General features: G+C 68.1%; 22 protein-coding genes. 10 read left to right on the top strand and 12 right to left on the bottom strand.

What is annotated here, in order from left to right; translation table 11 throughout:
- Nucleotides 1-397 precede the first annotated feature (397 nt).
- The 5 genes from KY572_RS17520 to KY572_RS17500 all read left to right on the top strand — a co-directional run bounded on the left by KY572_RS17520 (nucleotide 398) and on the right by KY572_RS17500 (nucleotide 6,814).
- Nucleotides 398-2,644, top strand: a complete 2,247-nt coding sequence (locus tag KY572_RS17520) for a family 2 encapsulin nanocompartment cargo protein terpene cyclase (protein WP_224243906.1) — start codon at nucleotides 398-400, stop codon at nucleotides 2,642-2,644.
- Between the two features lie 59 nt (nucleotides 2,645-2,703).
- Complete coding sequence (locus KY572_RS17515) at nucleotides 2,704-4,110, top strand: family 2B encapsulin nanocompartment shell protein (RefSeq protein ID WP_224243904.1); 1,407 nt, start codon at nucleotides 2,704-2,706, stop codon at nucleotides 4,108-4,110.
- A 39-nt stretch (nucleotides 4,111-4,149) separates the two neighbouring features.
- Nucleotides 4,150-5,559, top strand: a complete 1,410-nt coding sequence (locus KY572_RS17510; RefSeq protein WP_224243902.1) for a family 2B encapsulin nanocompartment shell protein — start codon at nucleotides 4,150-4,152, stop codon at nucleotides 5,557-5,559.
- A gap of 141 nt (nucleotides 5,560-5,700) precedes the next feature.
- Nucleotides 5,701-6,009: a hypothetical protein gene (locus KY572_RS17505; protein WP_224243901.1), complete on the top strand. Its 309-nt coding sequence runs from the start codon at nucleotides 5,701-5,703 to the stop codon at nucleotides 6,007-6,009.
- A gap of 157 nt (nucleotides 6,010-6,166) precedes the next feature.
- Nucleotides 6,167-6,814 (top strand): PilZ domain-containing protein, encoded by a 648-nt coding sequence (locus KY572_RS17500; protein ID WP_224243900.1) that lies wholly within the window; start codon nucleotides 6,167-6,169, stop codon nucleotides 6,812-6,814.
- On the opposite strand, the gene KY572_RS17495 is transcribed toward KY572_RS17500, so the two are convergent.
- Entirely contained in the window at nucleotides 6,778-7,590 is an 813-nt protein-coding gene (locus KY572_RS17495; protein WP_224243898.1) for a hypothetical protein, read from the bottom strand. The two genes, KY572_RS17500 and KY572_RS17495, sit on opposite strands and share 37 nt — an antisense overlap.
- Here KY572_RS17495 and KY572_RS17490 point away from each other — a divergent pair.
- Nucleotides 7,574-8,038, top strand: coding sequence for a 2OG-Fe(II) oxygenase (locus tag KY572_RS17490; protein ID WP_224243897.1), 465 nt, complete (start codon nucleotides 7,574-7,576; stop codon nucleotides 8,036-8,038). The two genes, KY572_RS17495 and KY572_RS17490, sit on opposite strands and share 17 nt — an antisense overlap.
- Before the next feature lie 5 nt (nucleotides 8,039-8,043).
- Here KY572_RS17490 and KY572_RS17485 read toward each other — a convergent pair whose 3' ends face one another.
- On the bottom strand, nucleotides 8,044-8,394 hold the full coding sequence (locus KY572_RS17485) for a hypothetical protein (RefSeq protein ID WP_224243895.1): 351 nt from the start codon (nucleotides 8,392-8,394) through the stop codon (nucleotides 8,044-8,046).
- Between the two features lie 64 nt (nucleotides 8,395-8,458).
- On the opposite strand from KY572_RS17485, the gene KY572_RS17480 reads away from it, so the two are divergent.
- Nucleotides 8,459-9,166: a Coq4 family protein gene (locus KY572_RS17480; protein ID WP_224243893.1), complete on the top strand. Its 708-nt coding sequence runs from the start codon at nucleotides 8,459-8,461 to the stop codon at nucleotides 9,164-9,166.
- 147 nt (nucleotides 9,167-9,313) lie between these two features.
- On the top strand, nucleotides 9,314-9,772 hold the full coding sequence (gene tsaA, locus KY572_RS17475; protein WP_224243892.1) for a tRNA (N6-threonylcarbamoyladenosine(37)-N6)-methyltransferase TrmO: 459 nt from the start codon (nucleotides 9,314-9,316) through the stop codon (nucleotides 9,770-9,772).
- Between the two features lie 53 nt (nucleotides 9,773-9,825).
- Here the strand turns inward: tsaA and KY572_RS17470 are convergent, their stop codons facing one another.
- From KY572_RS17470 to KY572_RS17460, 3 genes are read right to left on the bottom strand one after another with little or no spacing between them, the layout of a single operon-like run.
- A complete protein-coding gene (locus KY572_RS17470) occupies nucleotides 9,826-10,290 on the bottom strand; it encodes an SRPBCC family protein (RefSeq protein WP_224243891.1) in 465 nt (154 codons plus the stop codon).
- Nucleotides 10,287-10,649 carry an ArsR/SmtB family transcription factor gene (locus KY572_RS17465; RefSeq protein WP_224243890.1) on the bottom strand — a complete coding sequence of 121 codons (363 nt, stop codon included), beginning with the start codon at nucleotides 10,647-10,649 and terminating at the stop codon, nucleotides 10,287-10,289. The genes KY572_RS17470 and KY572_RS17465 overlap by 4 nt, the downstream gene beginning before the upstream one ends.
- A 44-nt stretch (nucleotides 10,650-10,693) precedes the next feature.
- A complete protein-coding gene (locus KY572_RS17460; RefSeq protein ID WP_224243888.1) occupies nucleotides 10,694-11,590 on the bottom strand; it encodes an SDR family oxidoreductase in 897 nt (298 codons plus the stop codon).
- A gap of 88 nt (nucleotides 11,591-11,678) precedes the next feature.
- Here KY572_RS17460 and KY572_RS17455 point away from each other — a divergent pair, with 88 nt between their 5' ends.
- Nucleotides 11,679-12,599, top strand: a complete 921-nt coding sequence (locus KY572_RS17455) for a LysR family transcriptional regulator (protein WP_224243887.1) — start codon at nucleotides 11,679-11,681, stop codon at nucleotides 12,597-12,599.
- Between the two features lie 18 nt (nucleotides 12,600-12,617).
- Here KY572_RS17455 and KY572_RS17450 read toward each other — a convergent pair whose 3' ends face one another.
- On the bottom strand, nucleotides 12,618-13,928 hold the full coding sequence (locus tag KY572_RS17450) for a lectin MOA-related protein (RefSeq protein ID WP_224243886.1): 1,311 nt from the start codon (nucleotides 13,926-13,928) through the stop codon (nucleotides 12,618-12,620).
- A gap of 251 nt (nucleotides 13,929-14,179) precedes the next feature.
- Here KY572_RS17450 and KY572_RS17445 point away from each other — a divergent pair, with 251 nt between their 5' ends.
- On the top strand, nucleotides 14,180-14,401 hold the full coding sequence (locus KY572_RS17445) for a hypothetical protein (RefSeq protein WP_224243884.1): 222 nt from the start codon (nucleotides 14,180-14,182) through the stop codon (nucleotides 14,399-14,401).
- Here KY572_RS17445 and KY572_RS17440 read toward each other — a convergent pair.
- From KY572_RS17440 to KY572_RS17415, 6 genes are all read right to left on the bottom strand, one after another.
- Nucleotides 14,398-16,779: an Ig-like domain-containing protein gene (locus tag KY572_RS17440; protein ID WP_224243882.1), complete on the bottom strand. Its 2,382-nt coding sequence runs from the start codon at nucleotides 16,777-16,779 to the stop codon at nucleotides 14,398-14,400. The genes KY572_RS17445 and KY572_RS17440 overlap by 4 nt on opposite strands.
- 298 nt (nucleotides 16,780-17,077) lie before the next feature.
- On the bottom strand, nucleotides 17,078-18,280 hold the full coding sequence (locus KY572_RS17435; protein WP_224243880.1) for a hypothetical protein: 1,203 nt from the start codon (nucleotides 18,278-18,280) through the stop codon (nucleotides 17,078-17,080).
- Nucleotides 18,281-18,282: 2 nt separating this feature from the next.
- Nucleotides 18,283-18,930, bottom strand: coding sequence for a hypothetical protein (locus KY572_RS17430; RefSeq protein WP_224243878.1), 648 nt, complete (start codon nucleotides 18,928-18,930; stop codon nucleotides 18,283-18,285).
- On the bottom strand, nucleotides 18,927-20,834 hold the full coding sequence (locus KY572_RS17425) for a hypothetical protein (RefSeq protein WP_224243876.1): 1,908 nt from the start codon (nucleotides 20,832-20,834) through the stop codon (nucleotides 18,927-18,929). Before KY572_RS17425 ends, KY572_RS17430 begins: the two co-directional genes overlap by 4 nt.
- Nucleotides 20,834-21,724 carry a hypothetical protein gene (locus KY572_RS17420; RefSeq protein WP_224243875.1) on the bottom strand — a complete coding sequence of 297 codons (891 nt, stop codon included), beginning with the start codon at nucleotides 21,722-21,724 and terminating at the stop codon, nucleotides 20,834-20,836. The genes KY572_RS17425 and KY572_RS17420 overlap by 1 nt, the downstream gene beginning before the upstream one ends.
- Nucleotides 21,714-23,708, bottom strand: a complete 1,995-nt coding sequence (locus KY572_RS17415) for a hypothetical protein (protein WP_224243874.1) — start codon at nucleotides 23,706-23,708, stop codon at nucleotides 21,714-21,716. The genes KY572_RS17420 and KY572_RS17415 overlap by 11 nt, the downstream gene beginning before the upstream one ends.
- Nucleotides 23,709-23,717 lie beyond the last annotated feature (9 nt).

Genomic DNA, 23,717 nt, shown 5'->3' with positions numbered 1-23,717 from the left:
GGGCACCAACCTCAGTGACAGACGTCGCGCTCCGCCAGCGCGTGCAGGGGCCCGCGGCATCCCCCGTCAGTGGCACGGAATGGAGCCCCCCTCGCAAGCTCCCGTTGCTGAAGCTGACACGCGCGTGAGGAGCCAACTGGTATGCTTGTAGGACCAGTTGGTTCGGCTTGAGCAGCCCCACCAGTAGAGCCCTCAGCTTCTCCCCCTGCATGCCCCGACGTGAGCGCCGCTGACACGTCAGGGCGAGGCCCTGACACGTCAGACACAGCGCTGACATGTCAGCCCGGATGTATCGAGCAGCCGACACATCCACTGGCCTTTCGTTCACGCTCTGAGAGCGAGGCCCCGCCCGCCCGGCCGCGACATGGCCCGCGACGTGCACAAGGCTGGCGCACCCATGGCCAAGGCCCACGCCAAGCAGCCCTTCAAGCTCCCCGACTTCTACGTCCCCTGGCCGGCGCGCTTGAACCCCCATCTCGAAGGAGCCCGCACGCACTCCAAGGCGTGGGCTCGACAGATGGGAATCATCGACCCGCCCAAGGACAGCGGCATCCCCCTCATCTGGAGCGAGGCCAAATTCGACGCGATGGACTACGCCCTGCTCTGCGCGTACACCCATCCCGAGGCCCCAGGCCCCGAGCTGGATCTGATCACCGACTGGTACGTCTGGGTCTTCTACTTCGACGATCACTTCCTCGAGCTCTACAAGAAGACGCGGGATCGCGTGGGCGCGAAGAAGTACCTCGACGGGCTGCCCGCGTTCATGCCGGTGGACCTCTCGCCCCCGCCGGAGCCCCAGAACCCGGTGGAGCGCGGCCTGATCGATCTGTGGGCGCGCACCGTGCCCACCAAGTCCCTGGAGTGGCGCAAGCGCTTCTTCGAGAGCACCAAGGCCCTGCTCGAGGAGTCCACCTGGGAGCTGTCCAACATCAGCGAGCACCGCGTCTCCAACCCCATCGAGTACATCGAGATGCGCCGCAAGGTGGGCGGAGCCCCCTGGTCGGCGGACCTCGTGGAGCACGCCGTCTTCGTGGAGGTGCCGGATCGCGTCGCCGCCTCGCGGCCCATGCGCGTCCTCAAGGACACCTTCTCCGACGCCGTGCACCTGCGCAATGACTTGTTCTCCTACGAGCGCGAGCTGGAGGAGGGAGAGCTCGCCAACTGCGTCCTGGTGCTGGAGAAGTTCCTGGGCGTGCCGACGCAGCGCGCCGCGGATCTGACCAACGAGATCCTCACCTCCCGGCTCCACCAGTTCGAGAACACCGTGCTGACGGAGCTGCCCATGCTCTTCGCGGAGTTCGGCTTGAACCCCGTGGAGCAGGCGCAGGTGCTCACCTACGTGCGCGGCCTGCAGGACTGGCAGTCCGGAGGCCACGAGTGGCACATGCGCTCGAGCCGCTACATGAACCGCGAGGCCGGGGCCGGTGGCGGCAGCGCCCTGGGCCTGTCGGGCCTGGGGCTCTCGGGGGCCCGCATCCCCTGGTCGGCCGGAGCCCTGGGGCTGCAGCGCATCAAGAGCTACACGCACGTGCCCTACCAGCCCGTGGGCCCCTCGGTGCTGCCCAAGTTCTACATGCCGTACACGACGCGCGTGAACTCGCACCTGGACTCCGCGCGCAAGAACTCCAAGGAGTGGGCGCGGCGCATGGGCATGCTGGAGACGCTGCCGGGCCACCCGGGCGTCTTCATCTGGGACGATCACAAGTTCGACGTGGCGGACGTGGCCCTGTGCGGTGCGCTGATCCACCCGGCCGCCAACGGCCCCCAGCTCGACCTGAGCGCCTGCTGGCTCGTCTGGGGCACCTACGCGGACGACTACTTCCCGGCGCTGTATGGGAACACGCGCGACATGGCGGGAGCCAAGGTGTTCAACGCCCGGCTGGCGCAGTTCATGCCGGACGATCCCAAGGCCATGACCGCGGTCCCCCTCAACCCGGTGGAGCTCGGCCTGGCGGACCTGTGGGCCCGCACCGCCGGCCCCTTGTCCGAGTTCGCTCGGCGGGGGTTCCGCAAGGCCATCATGGACATGACGGAGAGCTGGCTGTGGGAGCTCTCCAACCAGATCCAGAACCGTGTCCCGGATCCGGTGGACTACGTGGAGATGCGCCGGAAGACCTTCGGCTCGGATCTCACGATGAGCCTGGCGCGCTTGGCCCAGGACGTGGGGATCCCCCCCGCCCTCTTCCGGACCCGGCCCATGCAGGGGCTGGAGAACTCCGCCGCCGACTACGCCTGCTTCACGAATGACGTCTTCTCCTACCAGAAGGAGATCGAGTTCGAGGGCGAGGTCCACAACATGGTGCTGGTCGTCCAGCGCTTCCTGGGGGTGGACAAGGCGCAGGCGGCCGGGGTCGTCAACGAGCTGATGACCGCGCGCATGCGCCAGTTCGAGCACATCGTCAAGACGGAGCTGCCCGCCCTGGCCGAGGACTTCAAGCTGGACAGCCACACGCAGGAGCGGCTGCACGCCTACGTCGAGAAGCTCCAGCAGTGGATGGCCGGCGTGCTCCGGTGGCACCAGACGGTGGATCGCTACAAGGAGTTCGAGCTGATCAACAGCCGGTACGCGGGGCGGACGTTCTCGACTCCCAGGGGGCTGGGCACGTCGGCCGCCCGCCTCGCCTCGCTGCTTCCCCGCCCGTAGTCCCCCAACAATGACTGTCAGCAGCACCCATCCTTCAGCCCGAAGTGGAGAGATCCGTAATGGCCAGTTCCCCGAAGCCGATTGAGGAGTCCGAGCACCAGCAGCTGAGCCTTGGGACGGAGGCGGCGCGCCAGCTGGCGACGACGACCAAGTCCGTTCCGCAGATGCAGGGCATCTCCTCGCGGTGGCTGCTCAAGCTGCTGCCGTGGGTGCAGGTGTCCGGCGGCGTGTACCGCGTCAACCGCCGCCTGAGCTATGCCGTCGGCGACGGCCGGGTGACGTTCACCACCACCGGCGCGAAGGTGCAGGTCATCCCCCAGGAGCTGTGCGAGCTGCCCCTGCTGCGCGGCTTCGAGGACGCCGCGGTGCTGCAGGCCCTGGCCGAGCGCTTCGTCCAGAAGGAGTACAAGGCGGGCGAGGTCATCACCGAGGCGGGCAAGGAGGCGGACCTCATCTGCCTGATCGCCCACGGCAAGGTGAACAAGATCGGCGCCGGCAAGTACGGTGACCAGACGGTGCTCGAGGTGCTCGCGGACGGCGACCACTACAGCTACGAGGCGCTGCTGGAGTCGCAGGACTACTGGCAGTTCACCGTCAAGACGGTCACCCCGGCCACGGTGCTACTCCTCAAACAGGACGCGTTCGAGGCGGTGGTCGCCCAGTCCCCGTCCCTGCAGAAGCACATCGCCGACTTCAAGGCGCGGCTGCGAAAGAAGCAGGACACGTCGGGCCAGGCCGCCATCGAGCTGGCCGCCGGCCACAGGGGCGAGCCCGTGCTGCCGGGCACCTACGTGGACTACGAGACGGCCCCGCGCGAGTTCGAGCTCAGCGTGGCGCAGACGGTGCTGCAGATCCACACTCGCGTGGCGGACCTGTTCAACGATCCCATGAACCAGACCGAGCAGCAGCTCCGGCTGACCGTGGAGGCGCTGAAGGAGCGCAAGGAGCACGAGCTCGTCAACAACCGCGAGTTCGGCCTGCTGCACAACGCCGACCTCAAGCAGCGCATCCACACCCGGAGCGGCCCGCCGACGCCGGATGACATGGACGAGCTGCTGGCCACCGTGTGGAAGGATCCGTCCTTCTTCCTGGCCCACCCCCGCGCCATCGCGGCGTTCGGGCAGGAGTGCAGCCGCCGCGGCATCTACCCCACCAGCGTGGACCTGAACGGCAACATGGTCCCCGCCTGGCGCGGCATCCCCATCTTCCCGTGCAACAAGATCCCCATCAGCGACAGCCGCACCAGCTCCATCATGCTGATGCGCACGGGCGAGAAGAACCAGGGCGTCGTGGGCCTGCACCAGGCCGGCATCCCCGACGAGATCGAGCCCAGCCTCAATGTCCGCTTCATGGGCATCAACGAGAAGGCCGTCATGTCCTACCTGGTGACGGCCTACTTCTCGGCGGCGGTCCTCGTCCCTGACGCGCTCGGCATCCTGGAGAGCGTCGAGATCGGCCGCAGCTAGCCCACCGGACGCGGCACAGACACCCTTCAGGAAATCCTCATGGCGAACTCCGTGAACATGGGCAGTGGCAGGGACGCAGACGAGCAGCGATTGAGCCTCAGCACCGAGGGCGCTCGGCAGCTGACGACGACCACCAAGACGCAGCCGCAGATGCAGGGGATCTCCCCTCGCTGGCTGCTGCGGATGCTGCCCTGGGTCCAGGTCTCCGGTGGAACCTACCGCGTCAACCGGCGGCTGACCTATACCGCGGGGGACGACCGGCTGAACTTCAGCAACATCGGCTCCAAGGTGGAGCTCATCCCCCAGGAGCTGCTCAAGCTGCCGCTGCTGCGTGGCATGGACGGCGAGGCGTTGATGCTGGACGCCCTGGCGCGCCAGTTCGTCCAGCGGGAGTTCAAGACGGGAGACCTGATCGTCGAGGCGGGCAAGCCCGCCGAGCACGTGGTCCTGCTGGCTCACGGCAAGGCCCACAAGCTGGGAACGGGCAAGTACGGCGACCCGATCATCCTCGAGGTGCTCGGCGACGGTGACCACTTCGGCGATCAGGCGGTGGTGGAGTCGAACGACGTCTGGCCGTTCACGGTGAAGGCGCTCACGCCGTGCACGGTGATGGTGATGCCGCAGCAGGCGTTCGAGAACCTCATCCGCCAGTCCCCGGCGCTCAGCGCGCACGTCGAGGGCTACAAGCGGCGGCTGAAGCTGCCACAGGACAAGGCGGGTCAGGCCGCCATCGAGCTGGCCGCGGGCCACAAGGGCGAGCCGGAGCTGCCGGGCACCTTCGTGAACTACGAGCTGCGGCCCCGCGAGTACGAGCTGAGCGTGGCGCAGACGGTGCTGCGTGTGCACACCCGCGTCGCGGACGTCTACAACGATCCGATGAACCAGACGCAGCAGCAGCTCCGGCTGACCATCGAGGCGCTGAAGGAGCGCCAGGAGTACGAGCTCATCAACAACCCGGAGTTCGGGCTGCTGCACAACGCCGACCTCAAGCAGCGCCTCCAGCCGCGCAGCGGTCCGCCAACGCCGGATGACATGGACGAGTTGCTGAGCCGGCGCCGCAAGTCGCGGTTCTTCCTGGCCCACCCGCGCACCATCGCCGCGTTCGGCCAGGAGTGCACCCGCCGGGGCATCTACCCGACGCCCGTGGAAGTGCACGGCAGCCGGTTCCTCGGCTGGCGCGGCGTGCCCCTGCTGCCCTGCGACAAGATCCCCATCACCCGGGAGCGCACGAGCTCCATCCTCGTGCTCCGCACCGGCGAGGACGATCAGGGCGTCATCGGGCTCCACAACACGGAGGTCCCGGATCAGGTCGAGCCGAGCCTCTCCGTGCGCCGCATGGAGGTCAACGAGAGGGCCCTCACCTCCTACCTCGTCAGCGTCTACTTCTCGGCGGCCCTCCTGGTGCCCGACGCGCTGGGGGTGCTGGAGAACATCGAGCTCGGCCGCTGAGTGCTCGTCCCCTCCTGGCGGGCAGGATGTCAACTCCCTGTCCGCCAGCCTGCTGGAGGCGCGGCTGGCCATGGGCGCTCTGCGCCCGTGTCCCATCCTTCACGGAGAGTGCCCACCGTTGAACGCAGAGGAGGCAATCCCATGCGGAAGACGGAGACACTCGAGGAGCTGAAGCTGAGAGGCCAGGAGCTGTCCAGCCACGATGAGCCGCTGGCGGCCTGGAATGGGCAACAGAGCACCCGGGCCGAGCGCTTCCACGTCATCTTCGACGGGAAGGTCTATTTCAACACCCAGTGGGTGGACGCGGTGCACTGTCCCGGGGACACCAGCGACACCGAGACCAACCCGTGGAAGTACGAGCGCGATGCCACCCGGCAGGAGATGGCCAGGCTGGGCAATCCCACGAGCTACACCCACCTGCACGACCACCAACACCCCTTGAAGCACTGACGCGTCCCGACGTCCTACGTCAAGGCGAGGCGCTCTGACGCCAGGGAAGAAGCTGTTCCCTGGCGCCAGGGACGTGAACGGTCCCCATCGAACCCAGGCGACATCGGGAAATTTCACCGGCGTTGAACGAAACACGGGCCCTGCCGATAATCGGGCCATGGCCGACGCCTACGACACGTCGCTCACTGTTCAGTACGCCTCTCGCCGCGCGCTGCTCACCGCGGCGAAGACCGAGCGCGGCACGCTGACGATCTTCGTGCCCACCCTGCGCGGGGTCCTCCAAGGCACACGGGTGATGCTGACAATCACCTTCGGAGACAGCGACCAGCGCTTCGAGGTCCTCGGCGTCGCGCTGACCGGAGGACGGGCGATTGGCCGCGATGGCGTGGGCGGCTTCCTCGCGGAGTTCTCCGGGGACCACAAGCGCCGTGCCGCGGAGATGATTGCGTTCTGCGCGCAGCGTCCGCTGGCCATGGGCACGGCCACGCGCGAGCGCATCGCCATCCGCAAGAACTGCCAGATCAAGCTCGCGAATCGGCAGCTCCCCGGAGAGCTGAGGGATCTGTCCCAGACGGGCGCGTTCGTCGTGGCCCGCCAGCTCGGCAAGGTCAAGGAGGGCGAGCCCGTGTGGCTGAAGGTGGTGGGCGGGCTGTTCGGCCTGGGCGGCACCTGGCTCGAGGCGCGGGTGATCTGGCAGGGCAAGAAGGGTGAGGAGCAGGGCCTGGGCCTGCGCTTCACGGGCAACGAGGCGCGACAGGCCTCGGCCATTCAACGCCTCCTGGATCGCGCCGTTTCAGAGCGTTGAGCCGCCCGTAGCTCACGCGCCCTCTCCTGCTGGCCCGTGGCCTCCAGCGCCCTCTCCGCGAGCGCCAGCGCCTCCTTGCGCTCCCATGCGTCCTCGTCGGCGGTGGCCTCCAGCGCCGCGTCCACCCCACCCCGGGGATCGCGGGCCAGAATGCTGCGCGCCACCAGGCACGCGAGCCGGCTGCGGAACAGGCCGAACCCGCAGGCCGTGGAAAGGGACAAGCCCGCCTCCGCCTCGTGCCGCGCCTGCTCCAGCTGCCCCGCCGCCAGCGCGAGCCGGGCCGCCAGCTCATGGCAGCGCAGCAGCATCTCCACTTCATTGGAGGCGCGAGCCCACGCACGGGCGTGCACGAGGTGCTCACCCGCCGCCGCCAGCTCGTCCTCCACCGCGAGCAGCCCCAGCACGGTGTGGCAGTGCGCGACATGACCGTGCCAGCCCAGGCGCCGACACGCCTCCAGGTTGCGCCGCGTCGCCTCGCGCGCGAGCTCACGGCGGCCCAGGGCCAGCTCACGCTCCGCCTGCCACAGCGCGCGGCGGGCCATGGGCGCTCCATCCAGCCTGCGGGCCTGCTCGAAGTGCTCGTCCGCCGCGGCGTCCTCGCCCAGCTCGTGCAGCACCAGGCCCAGGAGCGCGGTGGCCTTCGCGACGTGAGAGCCCGCGTCGTGCTCCCGGGCCACCGCCAGGGAGCGCTCGAGCAGCAGCCGCGCGTTCATGAGTCGGCCGCGCAGCCGCTCGGTGTAGCCCAGCGTCCGGAGCCCCGTGACGAGCCCGCTCACGGACCCCATCACCACCTTCCGGGGCTTCCAGATGCGGCCGGACATCCGCAACAACACCCGGGTGATGAAGGACGACCCGGAGCTGGCGGGCCGGCTCTGGGAGCGGATGAAGCACCTGGTGCCGACCACCCACCGGCGCATGGGCTCCTGGCGCCCGCACGGCCTCAACGAGCGCTTCCGCTTCTACCGCTACACGGGAGGCCAGTACTTCAAGTGGCACGGCGATGGCCCGTTCATCCGCACTCCGGAGGACCTGAGCCTCTTCACGGCGATGGTGTACCTCAACGATGACTTCGAGGGCGGGACGACGAACTTCCAGTTCGGTCCGACCGTCATCCCTCGCCGGGGCATGCTGCTGCTGTTCGAGCACTCGATGGTGCACCAGGGCGCGCCGGTGCTCGGCGGGTGCAAGTACGTGCTGCGCACGGACGTGATGTTCCGGCCCTGAGAGCCTCAGCGAGGCTTCCCGCGAGGGGCGCTCGTCGCGGGCCCGGCGCTCTCGACTGGCAGCAGGTAGCCGAGCATCAGCTCTCCCAGCTCGTGCGCCAGCTGCGGATCCTCGAAGAGCTCTGGCCGCTCGACGGCCGCGGACCAGATGACGCCTCGGATGGCTCGCGTGAGCAGGAACGTCGCCAGCTCCACGCGCTGCGTGCGCAGCTCGCGGCCGAAGTGGACCAGGTAGCTTCGCACCAGGGCCTCGATGCGGCGCTCGAACGCCTGCAGCCGATCCATCATCCCCAGCCGCAGCCCCTCGCTGATGAGCACCTCGCCAGAAACCTGAACAGGGATGCGAATTTCGCACACCCCTCCCCCTCATTACCTTCTTGGCATCCCGTCACGAAGCGACATCCCTCGCTGGAGGAGCACCATGTTCAACCTTCCCCTGAGCGTCCGCGGTGGTCACGCCTTCCTGAGGCTCACCCGGGCCCCCAACCGCCTGGATGAGGTGTTCCGCCTCATCGATTCCATCCACGAGAACCCCCGCCTCAGCCAGCAGCTCGTGGAGGCCTACCGACAGACGCCTCGAGGCGTCGAGGCCCTGCGGAGCCAGCCGCGCCTCGGCGCCATCGATCTGGAGGCGCTCGGCCGGCTTCCGGAGGGGACGCTCGGCCACGAGTACTCCCGATTCATGCGCCGGCACGGCCTGGACCCCGCCGCCCTGCCCATCGGGCCCGTGAAGGACGAGGTCTCCTTCATCGAGGCCCACATGCGCGAGACGCATGATCTGTGGCACGTGGTGACGGGCTTCGGGCCGGACGTGGCCGGCGAGTTGGGGCTCCAGGCCTTCTACCTGGCCCAGTTCCCCAACCGCGTCGCGCTGTCCATCCTCTCCGCGGGCCTGCTCAACACCCTCCTCTATGCGTTCGAGGACAGCGGGGCGCGGATGACGCAGATCTCCCGAGGGTGGCTGCTGGGGCGACAGGCCCGCCCGCTCTTCGGGATGGATTGGAAGCAGCTGTGGAACACGCCGCTCTCCGAGGTGCGCGCTCAGCTGGGGCTGGGTGCGAAGGCCGTGGAAGAGGTAGCGCCAACGCTCCTACAGCAGAACGGGCGCGAGACCGTGGCTCGCGCCTGACCCAGGGCCGTGACAGGTGGGCTCGCAGCCAGCCGGGCGAACCGGTTCCGAACTGGTATGACAAGCAGACCAGTTCGGACAGACCGCGCCCGGCAGGGGGGCGGACTCGGGCCCTCTGCCCGTTTCAGGCTGCGAAAGGAAGGCTTCATGCCCCCACCGAGTGACAGCGCGTCCTCGAACCCGGACGTGGCCCGGAAGCGCGAGGAGTACTCGCTTCAACCTGTCGGCTACATCCGCTCGACGCTTCGCACGCTGACCGAGGCGCCACGACAGGGCTCGGAGGAAGCGCCGGACGCGTGGCTCGAGGTGAATCCGGCCTTCGAGCGAGCCCTCTCCAGGCTCGAGGTAGGGCATGAAGTCCTCGTCATCTCCTGGCTTCATCTCGCGGATCGCACCGTGCTCGAGGTGCACCCGCGCGACGATCCCGCGATTCCCCTCACCGGCGTGTTCGCCACGCGGTCTCCCGACCGCCCCAACCCGCTAGGGATCCATCGAGTGACCGTGCGAGAGCGCTCCGGAACCCGGCTGCGCATCGGGCCCATCGAAGCCATCGACGGCACGCCGGTCGTCGACATCAAGGTGACACTCACCGAGCACGCCGATTAGTCAGGCGGCCCGGCGCGGCCGGCGACCCAAGCAAGCCTCGGGTCGTCCTCGGCTCAGCCGTTGAGCTTCAGCTCCTCGCCCAGCTTGTCGAACAGCTCGCTGCAGCCCAGCTCGCGCATCTTGGGCTGATCGGCGCCATCGAAGAACTGCCCCTGCTCGGTGTAGACGACACGAGTGCCCTTGCCCGAAGGGAAGATCTCGATGCTGGCCAGCGACGCGGAGATGCGCTTGCCGCCCACGACCATCACGTACGAGAACACGATGCGCTGCTCCTTGACGATGTCCACGTAGACGGTGTCGTTGCTCACCGGCGGCCCGTCCTTGAAGCGGAAGCGGCTGATCTCGAGCCCTCCCTCGCGGAAGTCCATCTTGAACTCGTCGATGTGCCAGCCCTCCCCCTCCACGAACCAGCGGCGCTTGGTTGCGGGGGTGGAGAACGCGGCGAAGACGCGCGCCGGGCTGGCCGGATAGGTGCGCTCGATGGAGAAGGTGCTGTGAACGATGGATGGCGTGCTCATGGCTTCTTCTTTCTGCTTGGGGGTGGCTCTTCTGCTTCCTCTTCCTCGGCGAGGATGTCGCCCAGCCTGTCCAGGCGGCGCTCCCACAGCGACATGCGCTCGTTGAGCCATTGCTCGGCGAGCCTCAGGCCGTCGGGAGCGAGGCTGCAGGTGCGCACCCGTCCAACCTTCTCGGTGCGGACCATCCCGCTCTCCTCGAGGACCTGGAGGTGCTGGACCACCGCCGCGAGCGAGACCGGGAGCGGCTCGGCCAGCTGACTGACCGAGGCCGGGCCGCGGCTCAGCCGCTCCAGCATCGCCCTTCGGGTCGGATCGCCCAGCGCGTGGAAGACGCGGTCGACATTTCGTTGGTTAAGCACGGACTTGAGTATTGGCGCCAAGCCGCCAATTGTCAAGCCTCGGCTTAAGTATTCCGAGCCGGGAGCAGGACCGCTCGGTGGGCCGTGAGGAAGTCGCGCACCGACTGAGGCGCGTGTCCCGAGAGGCGCTTCACCGTGTCCGTCACGGTGGCCAGCTCTCCCTTCTGGATGCCGGCGTCGAAGGAGGCGTAGAGCTCCGCCGCGGGCTGAGGCAGGCCGTGCCCCACCATCCCGCGAACCAGCGCGTCCGGGGGCACGGAGACATGGACGACCTTGCGGCCCGCCAGCTCGCTGAGGAGCGCGGCGAGCTCGTCACTGGTCACTGCCTCGGGTCCCGTCACGTCGAGCGTGTGCCGTCCCGTGGTGGGCTCGGCCAGCGCGGCGGCGGCCGCCTGAGCGCAGTCCTCGCGCGTGACGAAGGCGGTGGCGCCCGTGCCCCGCGCGTCGACCAGCTGCCCGGACGCGATGGCGGCAGGCAGCGAGTGCAGGAACAGGTCGGTGTAGAGGTTGTTGCGCAGGAAGGTGAAGTCGAGCCCCGAGGCCTGGATCGCGGCCTCGGTCTCGCGATGGTCCGCGGCGACGCTGATGGGTGAGCCGGGATGCGGGTTGGGCAACGACGTGTAGACGATGTGCCGGACGCCTGCTGCCTTCATGGCCCGGATGGCGGCCTGGTGCTGGGCGAGGCGACGGCCCGGACGGTCCAGGGCATCCGTGCTGATGAGCAGCGCCCGCCCGGCGCCCCGGAAGGCCTGGGACAGGCTGGCCTCGTCGTCGAAGTCCGCGCGGCGCACGTCGACGCCCCGGGCGGCGAAGTCCTTCAGCGAGTCGGGGTTGCGCGTCGTGGCGATGATCGGGCCCGCCCCGCGAGCGAGCAGGAGTTCGAGCACTCGACGCCCGAGGTGACCCGAAGCGCCCGTAACGAGAAGAGGTGTGGTGGACATGTGCGGCTCCTTGAGGATGACGACGCCAGGAACCTGCGCTTCTTCCACCCTTGAAACAATGCTCCGAATCGCGCATCTGTGGTGCGCCATGGCAACAATCGACCTGAACCTGATGCATGCCTTCGTCGCGGTGCACGACACCGGCAGCTTCTCCCGGGCCGCCGAGCGACTGGGAGTGCCGCGCTCGACCGTGAGCCGGGCGGTGGCCACGCTCGAGGAGTCCCTGGGAGTGCGCCTCTTCCATCGGACGACGCGGAAGGTGTCGACCACCACGGCTGGCGTGTCGCTCTACGATCGGGTGGCGCCCTCGGTGAGCTCGCTGGTGGAGTCCCTGGCGGAGCTCCCGGAGCGCGAGGAGGAGCCGTCCGGCACCCTGCGGGTGACCAGCACCGTCGATCTCGGAACGATCGTGCTGGCGGAGGCGGTGAAGCGCTTCACGACCCGCTACCCGAACACCCAGGTGGAGGTGTACCTCTCCAACACGCTCGTGGATCTCGTCCGTGACGGGTTCGATCTGGCGCTGCGCATCTCGCTCAAGGCCATGCGCGACTCGTCGCTGGTGGCGCGCAAGGTGGGCCCCGTCGCCGTCCAGCTCTATGCATCGCCGGCCTATCTGGCGCGCCGGGGAACGCCTCGCACGCCCGAGGAGCTCCAGAGCCACGACTGGATCGGGTTCCGTGGGGCTCCGCCCATTCTCCAGGTGGCGCCCGGCTCGATGGCGGACGTGAATGCCCGCACCCGCGTCACCTGTGACGACATGTTCTTCGCGCGCGAGGTGCTGAAGGCGGGCGCGGGCATTGGAATGCTCCCCTCCCACATGGCGGACGTGGAGGTGGCGGCCGGAACGCTGGTGCGCGTGATGCCGCGCTGGGTGTCCTCCACGGGAGCGGTGTACCTGGTGCATCCCGGGCGCAAGCACCTGCCACGAAAGGTGACGGCCTTCAGCGAGCTGGTGCGCGAATTGTTGCGGCAACGCCCCCTCGCGACGAGCGACAAGGGGGGCCGCTGAGCGGGGGCTCGAGGAGGCTCAGCAGGTCATCAGGTAGATGCTGGACACCCCTTCATTCGGGTAGAAGATGCCGTCGCTCTGGGGCTCGATGAAGCGCAGGTTGAAGTCGTCGTTGATCATCCAGTTGAAGGCGTGGTTGCCCGCCCAGATGATGCCGAAGCAGTGCGGCGCGCGCCGGACCCCGTTGTTGTAGCCGTCCTTGATGAACTCCGCCTTGAGGATGTGGGCGAAGTCATCGCAGTCGAACTTCTCCCGCGTGTACTGGTTGTGCTCGACGAGCGTCTTGCGGATGACCTCGTGAGCATCACTCACCGACGGGCAGTAGTACTCGCCGTCCGCCACGTACATCCGGAAGTCGCCCGCGAACTTGCCGCTCAGCTGCTGCTGGATGATCTGCTGCACCCTGCCCCCGGTCAGGTAGCGCCGGGTGGACTTGAGCTTCCAGCGCTCCCACGGGCCGAGGTTGGGCTGATCGGTGGTGGTCCTCCCGTCCGGCTGCGCCGTCAGGTAGCTGTTGTTGGAGGCGCGCAGCGCGATGGCGTCGTCGTAGTAGACGCCCGCTTTCGACCTGGGGCTCGATGGATTGCTCACCACCCACCGGGTCGGCACTCCGATGGCCGTCCGGTCCGCCCTCGGCTTGCCGTTCTCGTCCAGCCCCAGGTACTTGCCGTGCGCGGTGACCAGGGAGACGACGTCGCCGTAGTGCACCTGCTTCACCCGGCTCGGGCCCGTGGCGCTCTGCACCACGAACCGCTCCCAGTCCCCTACTCCCTCGCGGTTGGCATTCAGCTCACCGGTGCTCTCGGCGACCAGATGGAGGCCGTGGTAGGACTTCAAGGAGAGCGTGTCGCCCAGGGTCAGCTGGTTCTCGGCCACGTGACGGCCCTTGAGGATCGTCCACTTCTCCGCAGGGCCGACGGCGGTGCGATCCGCCCTGGCAGCCCCGTTGGCCTCCGCGGCGAGGTACTTCCCGTGGTCCGACTGCAGCGCGATCTTCCCATCGTACGGGATGGCTGTCCGGCAGCTGGGATCCTCGGGGTTGATGAGCTTGAACTTCTCCCAGGCTCCGATGTTGCCGCTGCCTCCTCGGACGTTGCCGGTGGGATCCGCCAGCAGATAGGAGCCGTGCTGGCTGAAGAGCATGATGCTCTCGCCGTACTCGAGCTCCCTCTCCGTGACGGCGCCCTGGGCGTCATGGATGAAGAACCGCTCGTGGTCGGTGATGGCCGGAGCGTTGGCGCCCGTGACTCCATCCCTCCCCACCGTCAGGAACTTCCCCTGCTGGGACTTCACCACAATCACGTCGCCGCACTTCACCGTGTAGGCCATGGCCGTTCCCTCACTGGCTGGTCGGGTTCACGCTACGGAGCAGGCGCGTGCATCCCTCGGCACGAGTACGGCCCCGCGTCACCCGGCCCGCTGCAATGGAGATGCCCAGGCCCTCTCGCAGGGGGGAGAGCGGGATCCGCAGGCACGATTTGCAGGGAGGCCCCGGAGGCGCGCAGGGATTGCGGCGTGCTTCCCAGCACGCTGCCCGGCCGACGCTGAGGTAGGCTTCACGGAGAAAAGAAGGAGGACTCATGCAAACCGTGCTCATCATCCTCGGCGTGCTCTACCTGCTGGTGGGTCTCGTCGTTTATGCGGCCACCGACACGACGGGCTTCGCCCATCGCATGAGCTCGCGGCTGTTCTTCGTGCCCCTCGGCGTGATCAACGATCACGTCTTCTTCTTCTCCGTGCTCGCCTGGCCCCTGTGGCTCTGGGTGTGCCACGTCGATGGAGAGGGCGGAGCCGCGCGCTAGCGCCCTCCCCTGCTCCTCGAGGCGACGAGCGAGAGGATCAGGAGCACCAGCTCGAGCGCCGCCGAGGCCTCTCCCGCGCTGGTGCCGCAGCCGCAGTGCTTGGGCGGCTGGGGAGCGGCTCCGCTCACGTCGATCTGGAAGGCGAACGGGGCCTCGCCGCCGTCCCCGTCGAGGACCTTGGTGACGATGGTGGCAAGACCCTCCGTCTCTGGAGTCCAAGTGAAGCTCCCGTCAGGCTGCAGCGATCCCTCGCCGCGAACGAGCTCCCAGAGAAGCGGGTCCTTCTCGCCAGCGGCATCCGAGCCCGTGAGCTGAAGGGAGAGCGGCTCGCCGACGGTGGCGGACGCTCGCTCTCTCGGCAATGGCACGGGCGGCACGTTGTGGATGAGGATGGGGCGAGCGCCGAAGAAAGGCAGGTCGCTTCTCCTGCTCGTCAACGTCACCGTGTAGCTCCCATCATCGAGCCACGTATGGGAGACGCGGTAGGGATACACCCCGACGTCGACGGAAGTCCCGTCTCCAAAGTCCCAGGTGAAGCCCCGCTTGGGAGAGGTGTCGTAGAGATCGAGAAGCATCATGCCGCCCTCGACACCACTCAAGGGGGGCACATCGCCAAACTGGACGATGATGACATCTTCACGGACCCGCATCACGATCGAGGTGGTGGCCTCCTCGGTGTCGGTGGAGGCCACGAGCCGGACCTCGTAGCTGCCTGAGGCGGAGAAGGTGTGGATGGGATTCTCCTCCTGGGAGGACTGGCCGTCACCGAAGTCCCACTGGAGGGAGATGGGAGCACCAGCCCTGTCCACGGCGTTGGCGTAGAAGCGCACCGGCTCGCCCCTGGCTGGGCGCCGCGTGTCCGCCGCCGCGCTGACCGTCAACGAGCGCTCCACCACGGTGAGCCGCACCTCCGCGGAGGAGAACGCCTTGCCGTCGCTGACCGAGAAGGTGAAGCGCGTGGTGCCCGTGAAGCCGTGCGGGGGCGTGTAGAGGACATCAGGCGGCGCGCCGCTGAGCCGGCCCGCTTCGGGATGGGAGAGGATGGTGTAGGTGAGCTCTTCTCCATCGATGTCGGTGCCTTGGAGGGCAATGGACGTCACGTCCTCCGCCGCGACGGTGAGCGCCTGTCCCTGAGCCACCGGAGCATCGTTGACCGGGACCACCCGCACCACGACGCGACTGGGGCTCGAGGTCGCCTGCCCGTCCGAGGCTACGTAGTCGAAGAAGTCCTCGCCATGGAAGTTCGGCTCGGGCGTGTAGATGAAGTGGGGGGCCGTGCCCGTCAGCGTGCCGTGACGAGGGCTCGACACCGGCTCGACGCTCACCGGATCTCCCTCTGGATCCTCAGCGGTGAGCGTGAACTCCACGGAGGAGTCTTCCTGGGTGTGGAAGTAATGGATATCGACGTTGGGTGGATCGTTCACCGGCGTGACGGTGACCGTCACCGTCACGGGCTCCGAGCTGACCAGACCGTCAAAGGCAGTGATGGTGAAGTGATCCGGGCCGTTGTAGTTCGGAGCGGGTTGGTAGCCGAGTCTGCCCTCCAGGAACCCGTAGGCCGTGCCGTGAAGAGGCTCCGAGGCGATGGCGAAGGTGAGGATGTCTCCATCCACGTCGGAGCCCACGGGCGTGAAGTCCACACGCGAGTCCTCCGCGACAGTGATCGACTGGGGCAACGCGACGGGAGGATGGTTCACCAGTCCCACGAAGAGCGAGACGGTGGCGAGCTCGGAGGTGGCCACACCATCGGAGGCGGTGAACGTGAAGCTGTCCGTGCCGTGAAAGCCCGCCGTGGGAGTGTAGGTGACATCGGGTGGAGTGCCCGCCAGCGTGCCATGCGCGGGCGGGGAGACGATGGCGAAGGTGAGCGGGTCTCCCTCCACATCGGAGGCGGATAGGGTGATGGGGAACGGCTGGTCCTGGGGTGGGTTGAATGCACGGGAGACGGCAACCGGCACATCATTGAGCGGAAGGATGGTGAGGGAGACGGTGGCGGGAGCCGAGGTGGCCTGGCCATCCGAGACGGTGAAGGTGAAGCTGTCAGGGCCGTGGTAGTTCCGTGCGGGAGCATAGATTGCCATCGGCGACTCGAGTCTCACGCTGCCGTGCGCCGGCTGCGAGGCGATGGCAAAGGTGAGCGGATCTCCATCCGGGTCCTCACCTTCGAGGTGCATGTCGATGGCAAAGTCCTCGTTGCCGAGGAAAGACAGCTCCGTCGCGATGGGCGCGACGTTCAACGTTGCCACCGGGCTGTCCCGAGCACCCGACGGGCTGGTGGTGAACCGGTCCAGGCGGCGGGAGACAGGCTCGCCACAGGCGGTCGCGAGCAAGAGAAGGTGCGCCAGGAGGATCAAGGTCGAGGGGGATCGATGGTTCATGAACGCTCCGGAGGGGGACGGCTTGAACGAGAGTCAGCGCAAGTCCCGTGCCGCTTGCGCCCGGGCACGTCAGCTCCTGGAGCAGATGCAGGGCTTGCGGGGAGGACCACCACACGTGCAATCCCAGCGTCCCGTGGGAACGGGCACGGACGGAAGGCGACGATGAGCTCGCGTCGATGGCTGAGCAGTCAGCCGAGCTCAGGTGTCATCCGCTGACACCACCATTGCCCTGAGGGGTGGCTCTTCTCGCCACCGCGATGCACGTGAATTGCTCGCGCGGCAGCGCAGGGAGCCTCGCTCACGGGGCGGGCGGTACGGGCTTGCCCTGCTCCAGCCGGAGGATGTGCGTCGTGCCGAGGGGGAAGCGGAGGAACTCACCCTCTGTTCGAGGCTCGTAGGTGAAGGTCTCTCCCCGCTCACCCACGAACAACACGGAGTAGCGCGCCTGGGTGGACTGCCGCTCCTGCTCCCCCTTCCCCACATTCCTGCCGAGGGCCACCTCGGCCTCGGTCGGCCAGCGGAGCTCGCCTGTCGCGATGCCCTCGGCCTTCAGCTGCCGGCTCGGCTTCCAGTCCCACACCTTCCAGGAGTACCACTCCGCGGTGCGTGACTCCTGGCGGTAGCGCGGCTCCTGGCGCGAGCGCTTCACGTTCACGTAGCGAGGCACCTGCCGCGTCTTCGTCACCGAGCAGTAGCGCGTCTTGCAACGCCTGTCGCCGCCGCTGCACTCCTCCTTGCATGTGGCGAAGCCGTTGTTGTTGCTCGTGCACTTCTGGCGGCAGCTGCGCGGCGTGGTGGTGCAGTCCTCGCCGCAGGACTCGCGGGCGGTGTACTTCTCGGTCTGGTAGCCGTCCCGCACCTTCTCCGTGAAGTAGACGGTCTCGTTGCGGTCGAACACCTTCTCGTGGTGGTGGTGCCGCTTTCCCATGGCGCGGACCGCGAAGGCCCCGGCCGGTCGATTCTCGGCGAAGCCTTCCTGCGAGAGCACCTGGTAGCGCTCCACGCTCACCGAGTGCTCCCAGGAGACGGCCTCCACCCGCATGGACACGCTCTGCGGCTCGTACTCCGCTCGCAGGGCCGCGGTCTCCCCCGCGTCCACGAGGCTCCGCACCACTCTGACGGAGCAGTAGCCTCCCCCGCCTACCACGAGGAGCATGAGCAGGCAGCTAAAGAGGGTCGCGCCGGGAGTCACGGGAGGCGCTTGAGCGGACGGGGCCTGGGGCTGGGCTCCTGGAGACGAGGCACCACAGCTCTTGCACTTGCCATCGTACGCCCGCTGATCGCTGTCACAGTAGGCGCATCGCCAGTTGGGGCCCGCGGTCGCCATGCGCAGCAGGGCCTCGTCGGTCACCGTCGCCGCGGCCTCCGGGTTCTCCGGCATCTCGTACTGCTCGCTGCCGTCCTTGGCGTTGCCGCAGCCCTGACACGCCTGATGGCGGCCAAGGTTGCGGTGCTTACAGCTCGAGCACCGCCAGAACATCTCTATCTGCCGCTCGGACACTGTCAGAACTCGATGACCATACCGACGCGCTGGGGCAGCGAGTCCCCTTGCGGCGCGGACAGCCTGTAGAGGGGACTGGAGAGGGCGCGGACGATGCACTCGTGCTGCTCGCGTCGCAGCTCCCCGCTGGCGCCTACAGGCTCCAGCTCATGATCGGAAGCCGCGCCGCTCCTGGGATTCACCGAGGCCGTCCAGCGCAGGGCGCCGGGTCGCTCGGAGCCCGTGAAGCACTGCGCGAGCCTGGGGCTGCGCGCCGCCACCTGAAGACGGAACTCGTCGATCCAGACCGCCGAGTCTCGCTCAGGTCCTTGATAGCTGGCGCGATCCTGCGACTTGATCTGCCCACGAAGCGGCTGCTTCCGGGGCGGCGGCGGCACGGGGGTCGCTGTCTTGGGCTCCACCACCTCCTTCGCCTCGACCTTCGGCACCTCCGGTGGAGGCGGCTGCCCGCAGTCGCAGCGCAGCAAGGAGGCCAGCAGCACCAGAACCGCGAGGCCCACCGCGCGCCGCAGCCGCCTGCGGGCTCGCTCGCGGCGAACCGCCGGCTCCTGCTCGAGGCGCTCGCGAGCCTGCTTTCCAGCGAGCCGCATCGCCTGGCGCAGTTCGAGCCGGCGCTGGCGCATCGCCTGGCGCAGCTCCCGGGGATTCATTCGGTGACCCTCCACCCCAGGACCAGGGCGCCCTTCGCATCCCGCCACTCCACGGGCTCGAGCATGAGGGGGGTGAACGCCGACAGCCGCTCGGGCTCCGGAGCACGGAACGGCCATGGCAGCGGGTCCGCGGGGGCGAGCCGGATGGCCCCCGCGAACGCCTCGTGGCGCGGCGAGAGCGCCTGGGCCTTGGTGGCTACGGACTGCTCCAGCGAGCCCAACCCCTCGAGGATGGCTCGCGCGCGCTGGACGAGCTCTTCCGCCGTGCGCGCGTGGGAGCTGCGCTCGCCTCCTTGCGCCGCGATCGAGTCCAGCACACCGATCATCAGCTTCAAGGTGGGGATGTTCGCCGAGCGCACATCCGCCTCCTCGGCCTCGAGGTTCTCGAGGAACTGCCGAATGAAGCGCAGCGTGAGGTAGGGCTCCTCGGCGGCCGCGTCGCGCAGCCCCGCGACCATCTCCCCTGCCTTCCCATGCGCCAGCGGCCGGAGCCTCTCCACGCGCGCATCGAGCGCGGTCCCACGCCGGATGCTCTCCACCACCCGATCGAACGATGCCGCATCCGCTCGGAGCGCGGCCTTCCAGACGAGGTCCTCCGCGATCGAGTTGTATTCCTGCTTCGGCACCAGCGCCTTCAGCATGGCGAGGATCTCCTCGCTGGTCCGATAGCGCGACAGCACATACGACAACCATCGCCGGGAGAGCGCCAGCGTCGTGGCGGACTCACGGGACACCTCCGCGTTCGCCATCGCGTACGCGAACGAGCGGAGCGACTCCTCGAGCTGCCCGGCCTCGAGGAACGCGACGCCTCGGTGCAGGGCGATGACAGAGCGCTCCCGGAAGCCTTTGCTGGGGTCGAGCTCCAGCAGCCGCTTGCCTCGCTCGCCCGCGATGAGGGCGTTGCGCCGGGCTGGCACGTCACGCGCGTCCAGGAAGCCGATCCATGCCTCCAGCTCCTCCGCCTCCCCTCGCTCCATCAGCCCGTCGATGACGGACAGCACCAGCCGCTCCAGGGCCTCCGGATCCTTGGAGTGGGAGCGCGCCTGCGCGAACAGGGAGAGACGCCGGGCCCGGCTCAACATCAACCACTCCCTGGCCTGCCAGGTCAGGGATCTCCGCAGGAAGTCTGCCTGCGCCGAGTTCGCCGGCCACACCGAGGCCGCGTCACGCGCCTCCTGGGCGCCCACTTCGGAGACTCCGAGGCTCCTGGCATGCTGCTTCGCCGCGAAGCCCGCCTGGCGGGTCTGGCGAGAGATCAGCTCCGAGATGGCGAGATCGAGATCGAAGATGCGCGCCTCCACCGCGGCGACGTTCTGGACCTTCTCGCGCACCAGCGTGTCGAGCGACTTCACCAGGAGCCGCCGCATCAGCAGCCCGGCGGAGAGTCGATCGCTGAGATCCTTCCAGGGCACCTCCCCCGCCTCCAGCAGCGTGAGGCGCGGAAGCACGCAGAAGGTGCGATGGAAGGTGACCGAGCGCAGCTCCGCCGTCGAGAGGACGTCATTCAGGGAGACGAACCGCTGCTGGCGCCCCACCTCGAAGGCGTCGAACGGTGGCGGCACGTCCGGGGGGGCCCCCTTCGTCATCGAGTAGACGATCTGGTTGTGCAGCGCGATCGGCCACAGCCCCGCGCCGTGATCGTCCTTGGGAAAGCCGTCCTGGCACAGGCCCAGCTCGCCCAGCGCGGCCCAGACGACCGAGCGGAAGTCCTCGTCATGGAGACCGCGCTCGCCCTGCTCCACCAGGCCGTTTCGCAGCAGCCACAGCTTGAGCGCCTCCGTGGGCTGATCCTCCCGGAGAGCCAGCCGCGCGTTGTAGAAGACGAGGGTCTGCTTCGGGAGCGCGTCGCCCGCGAAGGCGGCCGTCGCCAGGACGAGCGCGAGGATGAAGCCCGCCCGGGACATCAGAACATCCACCCGGCGCTGAACGTCAGCTCCCACCACAAGCCCAGCTCGGTTCCCGTGATGGGCAGCGCGATCATGGCGCGTGGCGTGAGAAAGCCCCCGCTCTGGAAGTAGATGTCCAGGTTGAGGCCCGTGAGCAGGTTGTAACGCGCTTCATCGAGCTGCATGCCGGGTGGCAGCTTGCGCTCGAGATTCTCCACCTCCTTCTGCGACAGCCGCGGAGCGATGACGGACCTGGCGACCTGGCCGAAGCTCGCGCCCGAGAGCGCCCCCGGGTAGAACGCATACCGGAAACCCGCGCTCGCGGAGAACACGAGCTCGGTCGCGGGGAAGAACCCGGGTCGCGACGTCGCCACCCCCTCCGCCAGGGGATAGCCGACGTTGACGTCCAGCTCGAATCGACTGGGGCGCCCGGACTGGCGATACGGAGTCAGCGCCAGCTTCTCGGTGCTCCTGCTCCCCCAGGTCACGACCCGGGTGATGGCGAGCTCCCCCATGAAGCTGCCCAGCGGCTTGCGGACGAGCGCTCCGAACCGCGTGGTGCTGAAGTTGTTGTACTCGAGGAGCTGGCTGCCAATCAGTCCGACGCCTACCGTCCTCTTGCGCCAGTCGAAGCGCACGGAGCGAGAGGCAACGCCAATCATCCGCTCATTGAGCACCTCGAAGGGCGTGCGATGACGCTCGAGAGACTCGTCCTCCTCGGCCACTTCGGGAGCAGGCTCTTCCTTCTTCGGCTGCTCGGGCTGCTCGGGCTGCTGGGGCGTGTCCGAGTCTGGCGACGCTCCAGCCTCGCCGCGAGCAGGCTCGGCGGAGGCAGGAGGAGGCTCCTCGGCGGCCAGAGTCGCCGACGACAGCCCCAGGACGGCGATGAGGAGCGCGCTACGGATCAAGCGGGAAGCCTCCTGCGCCGGCAACCGGGTAGCGCGGTCGATAGCACTGCTTCCGGTAGCTCCCGCGGAAGCTCGCGCCGACATTGTAGACCCCGGCGGAGTCGAAGGTCGGGTGGTCGCAGAAGCGGGTGCACTGCAAGAGCGTCGTGCTGAGCGGGAACTCTCCACCCTCCCACAGGTCGGTGCCGTAATACGCCTGGTCCGAGCTCGAGATGCCGAACGGCACCGTGAGCGAGAACGCGCTGGCCGCCCCGGCGACGATGACTTCGTACTCGGCACGCAGGAGGAAGGGGAAGTCCCAGAACAGCCCCAGCGCGTAGGCTGACTGCGGAAGCTGCTCGTGAAGCTCGGGCAGGATCTCCAGCGGCAGGGGATTGGGATCCAAGGAGGTGCGGAAGATCACCGCGGACGCGCGCGGATCCTCGGGCTGGCAATAGGAGAACGCGTCGCTCGGAGCCGCCGTGAGGATCTCATTGTTGAAGAAGGTGGCGACCCCAAACTCCCCGACCTGGGCGTTCTGCGAGAGCGGAGTCCGCTCGGGCGCCAGGAAGAGCAGCTCGCGCATCCGGCCTGCCTGACCGTCGGAGTACTTGTCGATGAACTTCAAGTACTGCGCGCGGGTAGGAAGAATGGGCAGGTTCGAGAAGCGGAAGGGCCCGAGCTTCAGGTCGGGGGTGTCCGGCAGCAAGGGGCACGAGCGCTGGGCCGCCGATGGGAGCTCGTCGAGATCATCCCCCAGCGACGCGGGGCACCAGAGCACGAGGTGCTTGAGCTCCGAGCTCACGAGCTCATAGCCGAAGCTGTCGAACACGAAGGCCCCACTGACTCGGGGGGTGCTCTTGTCACGCTCGAAGGGGAGGACCTGCTCCAGCGCATCCTCGAGGACGGCCGCGAGCTGCCCGCTCGTATCGTCGTGGTGCAGGGACAAGGAGAGCACCATGTCCTTTCCCTGAGCACGCACCTCGTCGATCCGCTCGCGGAAGCGGGCGGCGAGCTGGTTCGCGAAGCCCGGAGCGCGCCAGTTGTCGATGCAGATCTCCGGGGAGTTCGCGAGCTGGAGCCGCTGGACCTGCATCGCCCGATGTTGGTCGGAGATCGACCGCGCACAGGGCTTCAGCAAAAAGCCCAGGACGGTGTTGGGGCGGATGGGGTTGCGCAAGGACGGGAAGGCGGAGCGCACCTCCGGGTTCTTCCGTGCCAGCGCCACCGCCTGGAAGGTGCCCTTCGCGTCCGTCACCGTCGAGCTGGCACAGACGATGGACGCCGCCGAAGCCGCCGCCGGCAGCTCCTCTGCCTGGGGCACCGCTCGCTCCAACGTCTCCACCGGAGACCATGCCAGCGGAGTCAGCGCTCCAGGGCACGCGGGGGTGGCCGCGTAGCCGTAGGGGCTCACCTCGAACGCCTGCTCGAAGTGGCCGTACCGCGAATCGCCGACGCTGAAGGTGCGGCGCAGCCCCAGCTCCTGCACCTCCTCATTGCGAAGGGTCGGGAACTGGTGGCGGGCACGCCACTGCACATGGGTGTTGGCCTCGTCGAAGACGCCGTAGACGACCAGGCTGCGGTGGGAGTGGGCCGGCCCCGCGCCAACGAGGTTGAGCTTCACCGAGGCAGGCAGGGTCACCTCTCCATCACTGTGGTAGCGCAGGCGCACTCCGACATTCCGGGGCGCACGCGCGACCTGGAGGCTGGTGCTGCCACAGCGGCCCTTGTTCCCACAGTCCACGGGCACATGGGTGTGCACCGGCGTGAGCTCGGTGATGGGCGTCCAGGGAACCTCACCATCGTCCGTGCGGTAGGAGATCTCGATCTGGCTCTCGAGCCCGATGCCCTGCTCGGCCTGGACTCGATAGAAGATGAAGAGCGTCTGCTCCTCCGAGTACCACGCCGCATCCGCGAGCGTGAACCCGGCCTCGATGTCGACGATCGGCACCTTCTCGCAGGCCGAGCACGCGACGAGCGCGAGCAGCACACCTATGCGGGCCATGGCATCCAC

Origin of the sequence: Hyalangium gracile (assembly GCF_020103725.1) — a bacterium.
Lineage (GTDB): Bacteria > Myxococcota > Myxococcia > Myxococcales > Myxococcaceae > Hyalangium > Hyalangium gracile.
The sequence above is the reverse complement of the archived record's forward strand: the minus strand, read 5'-3'. Positions and strand labels throughout refer to the sequence as shown.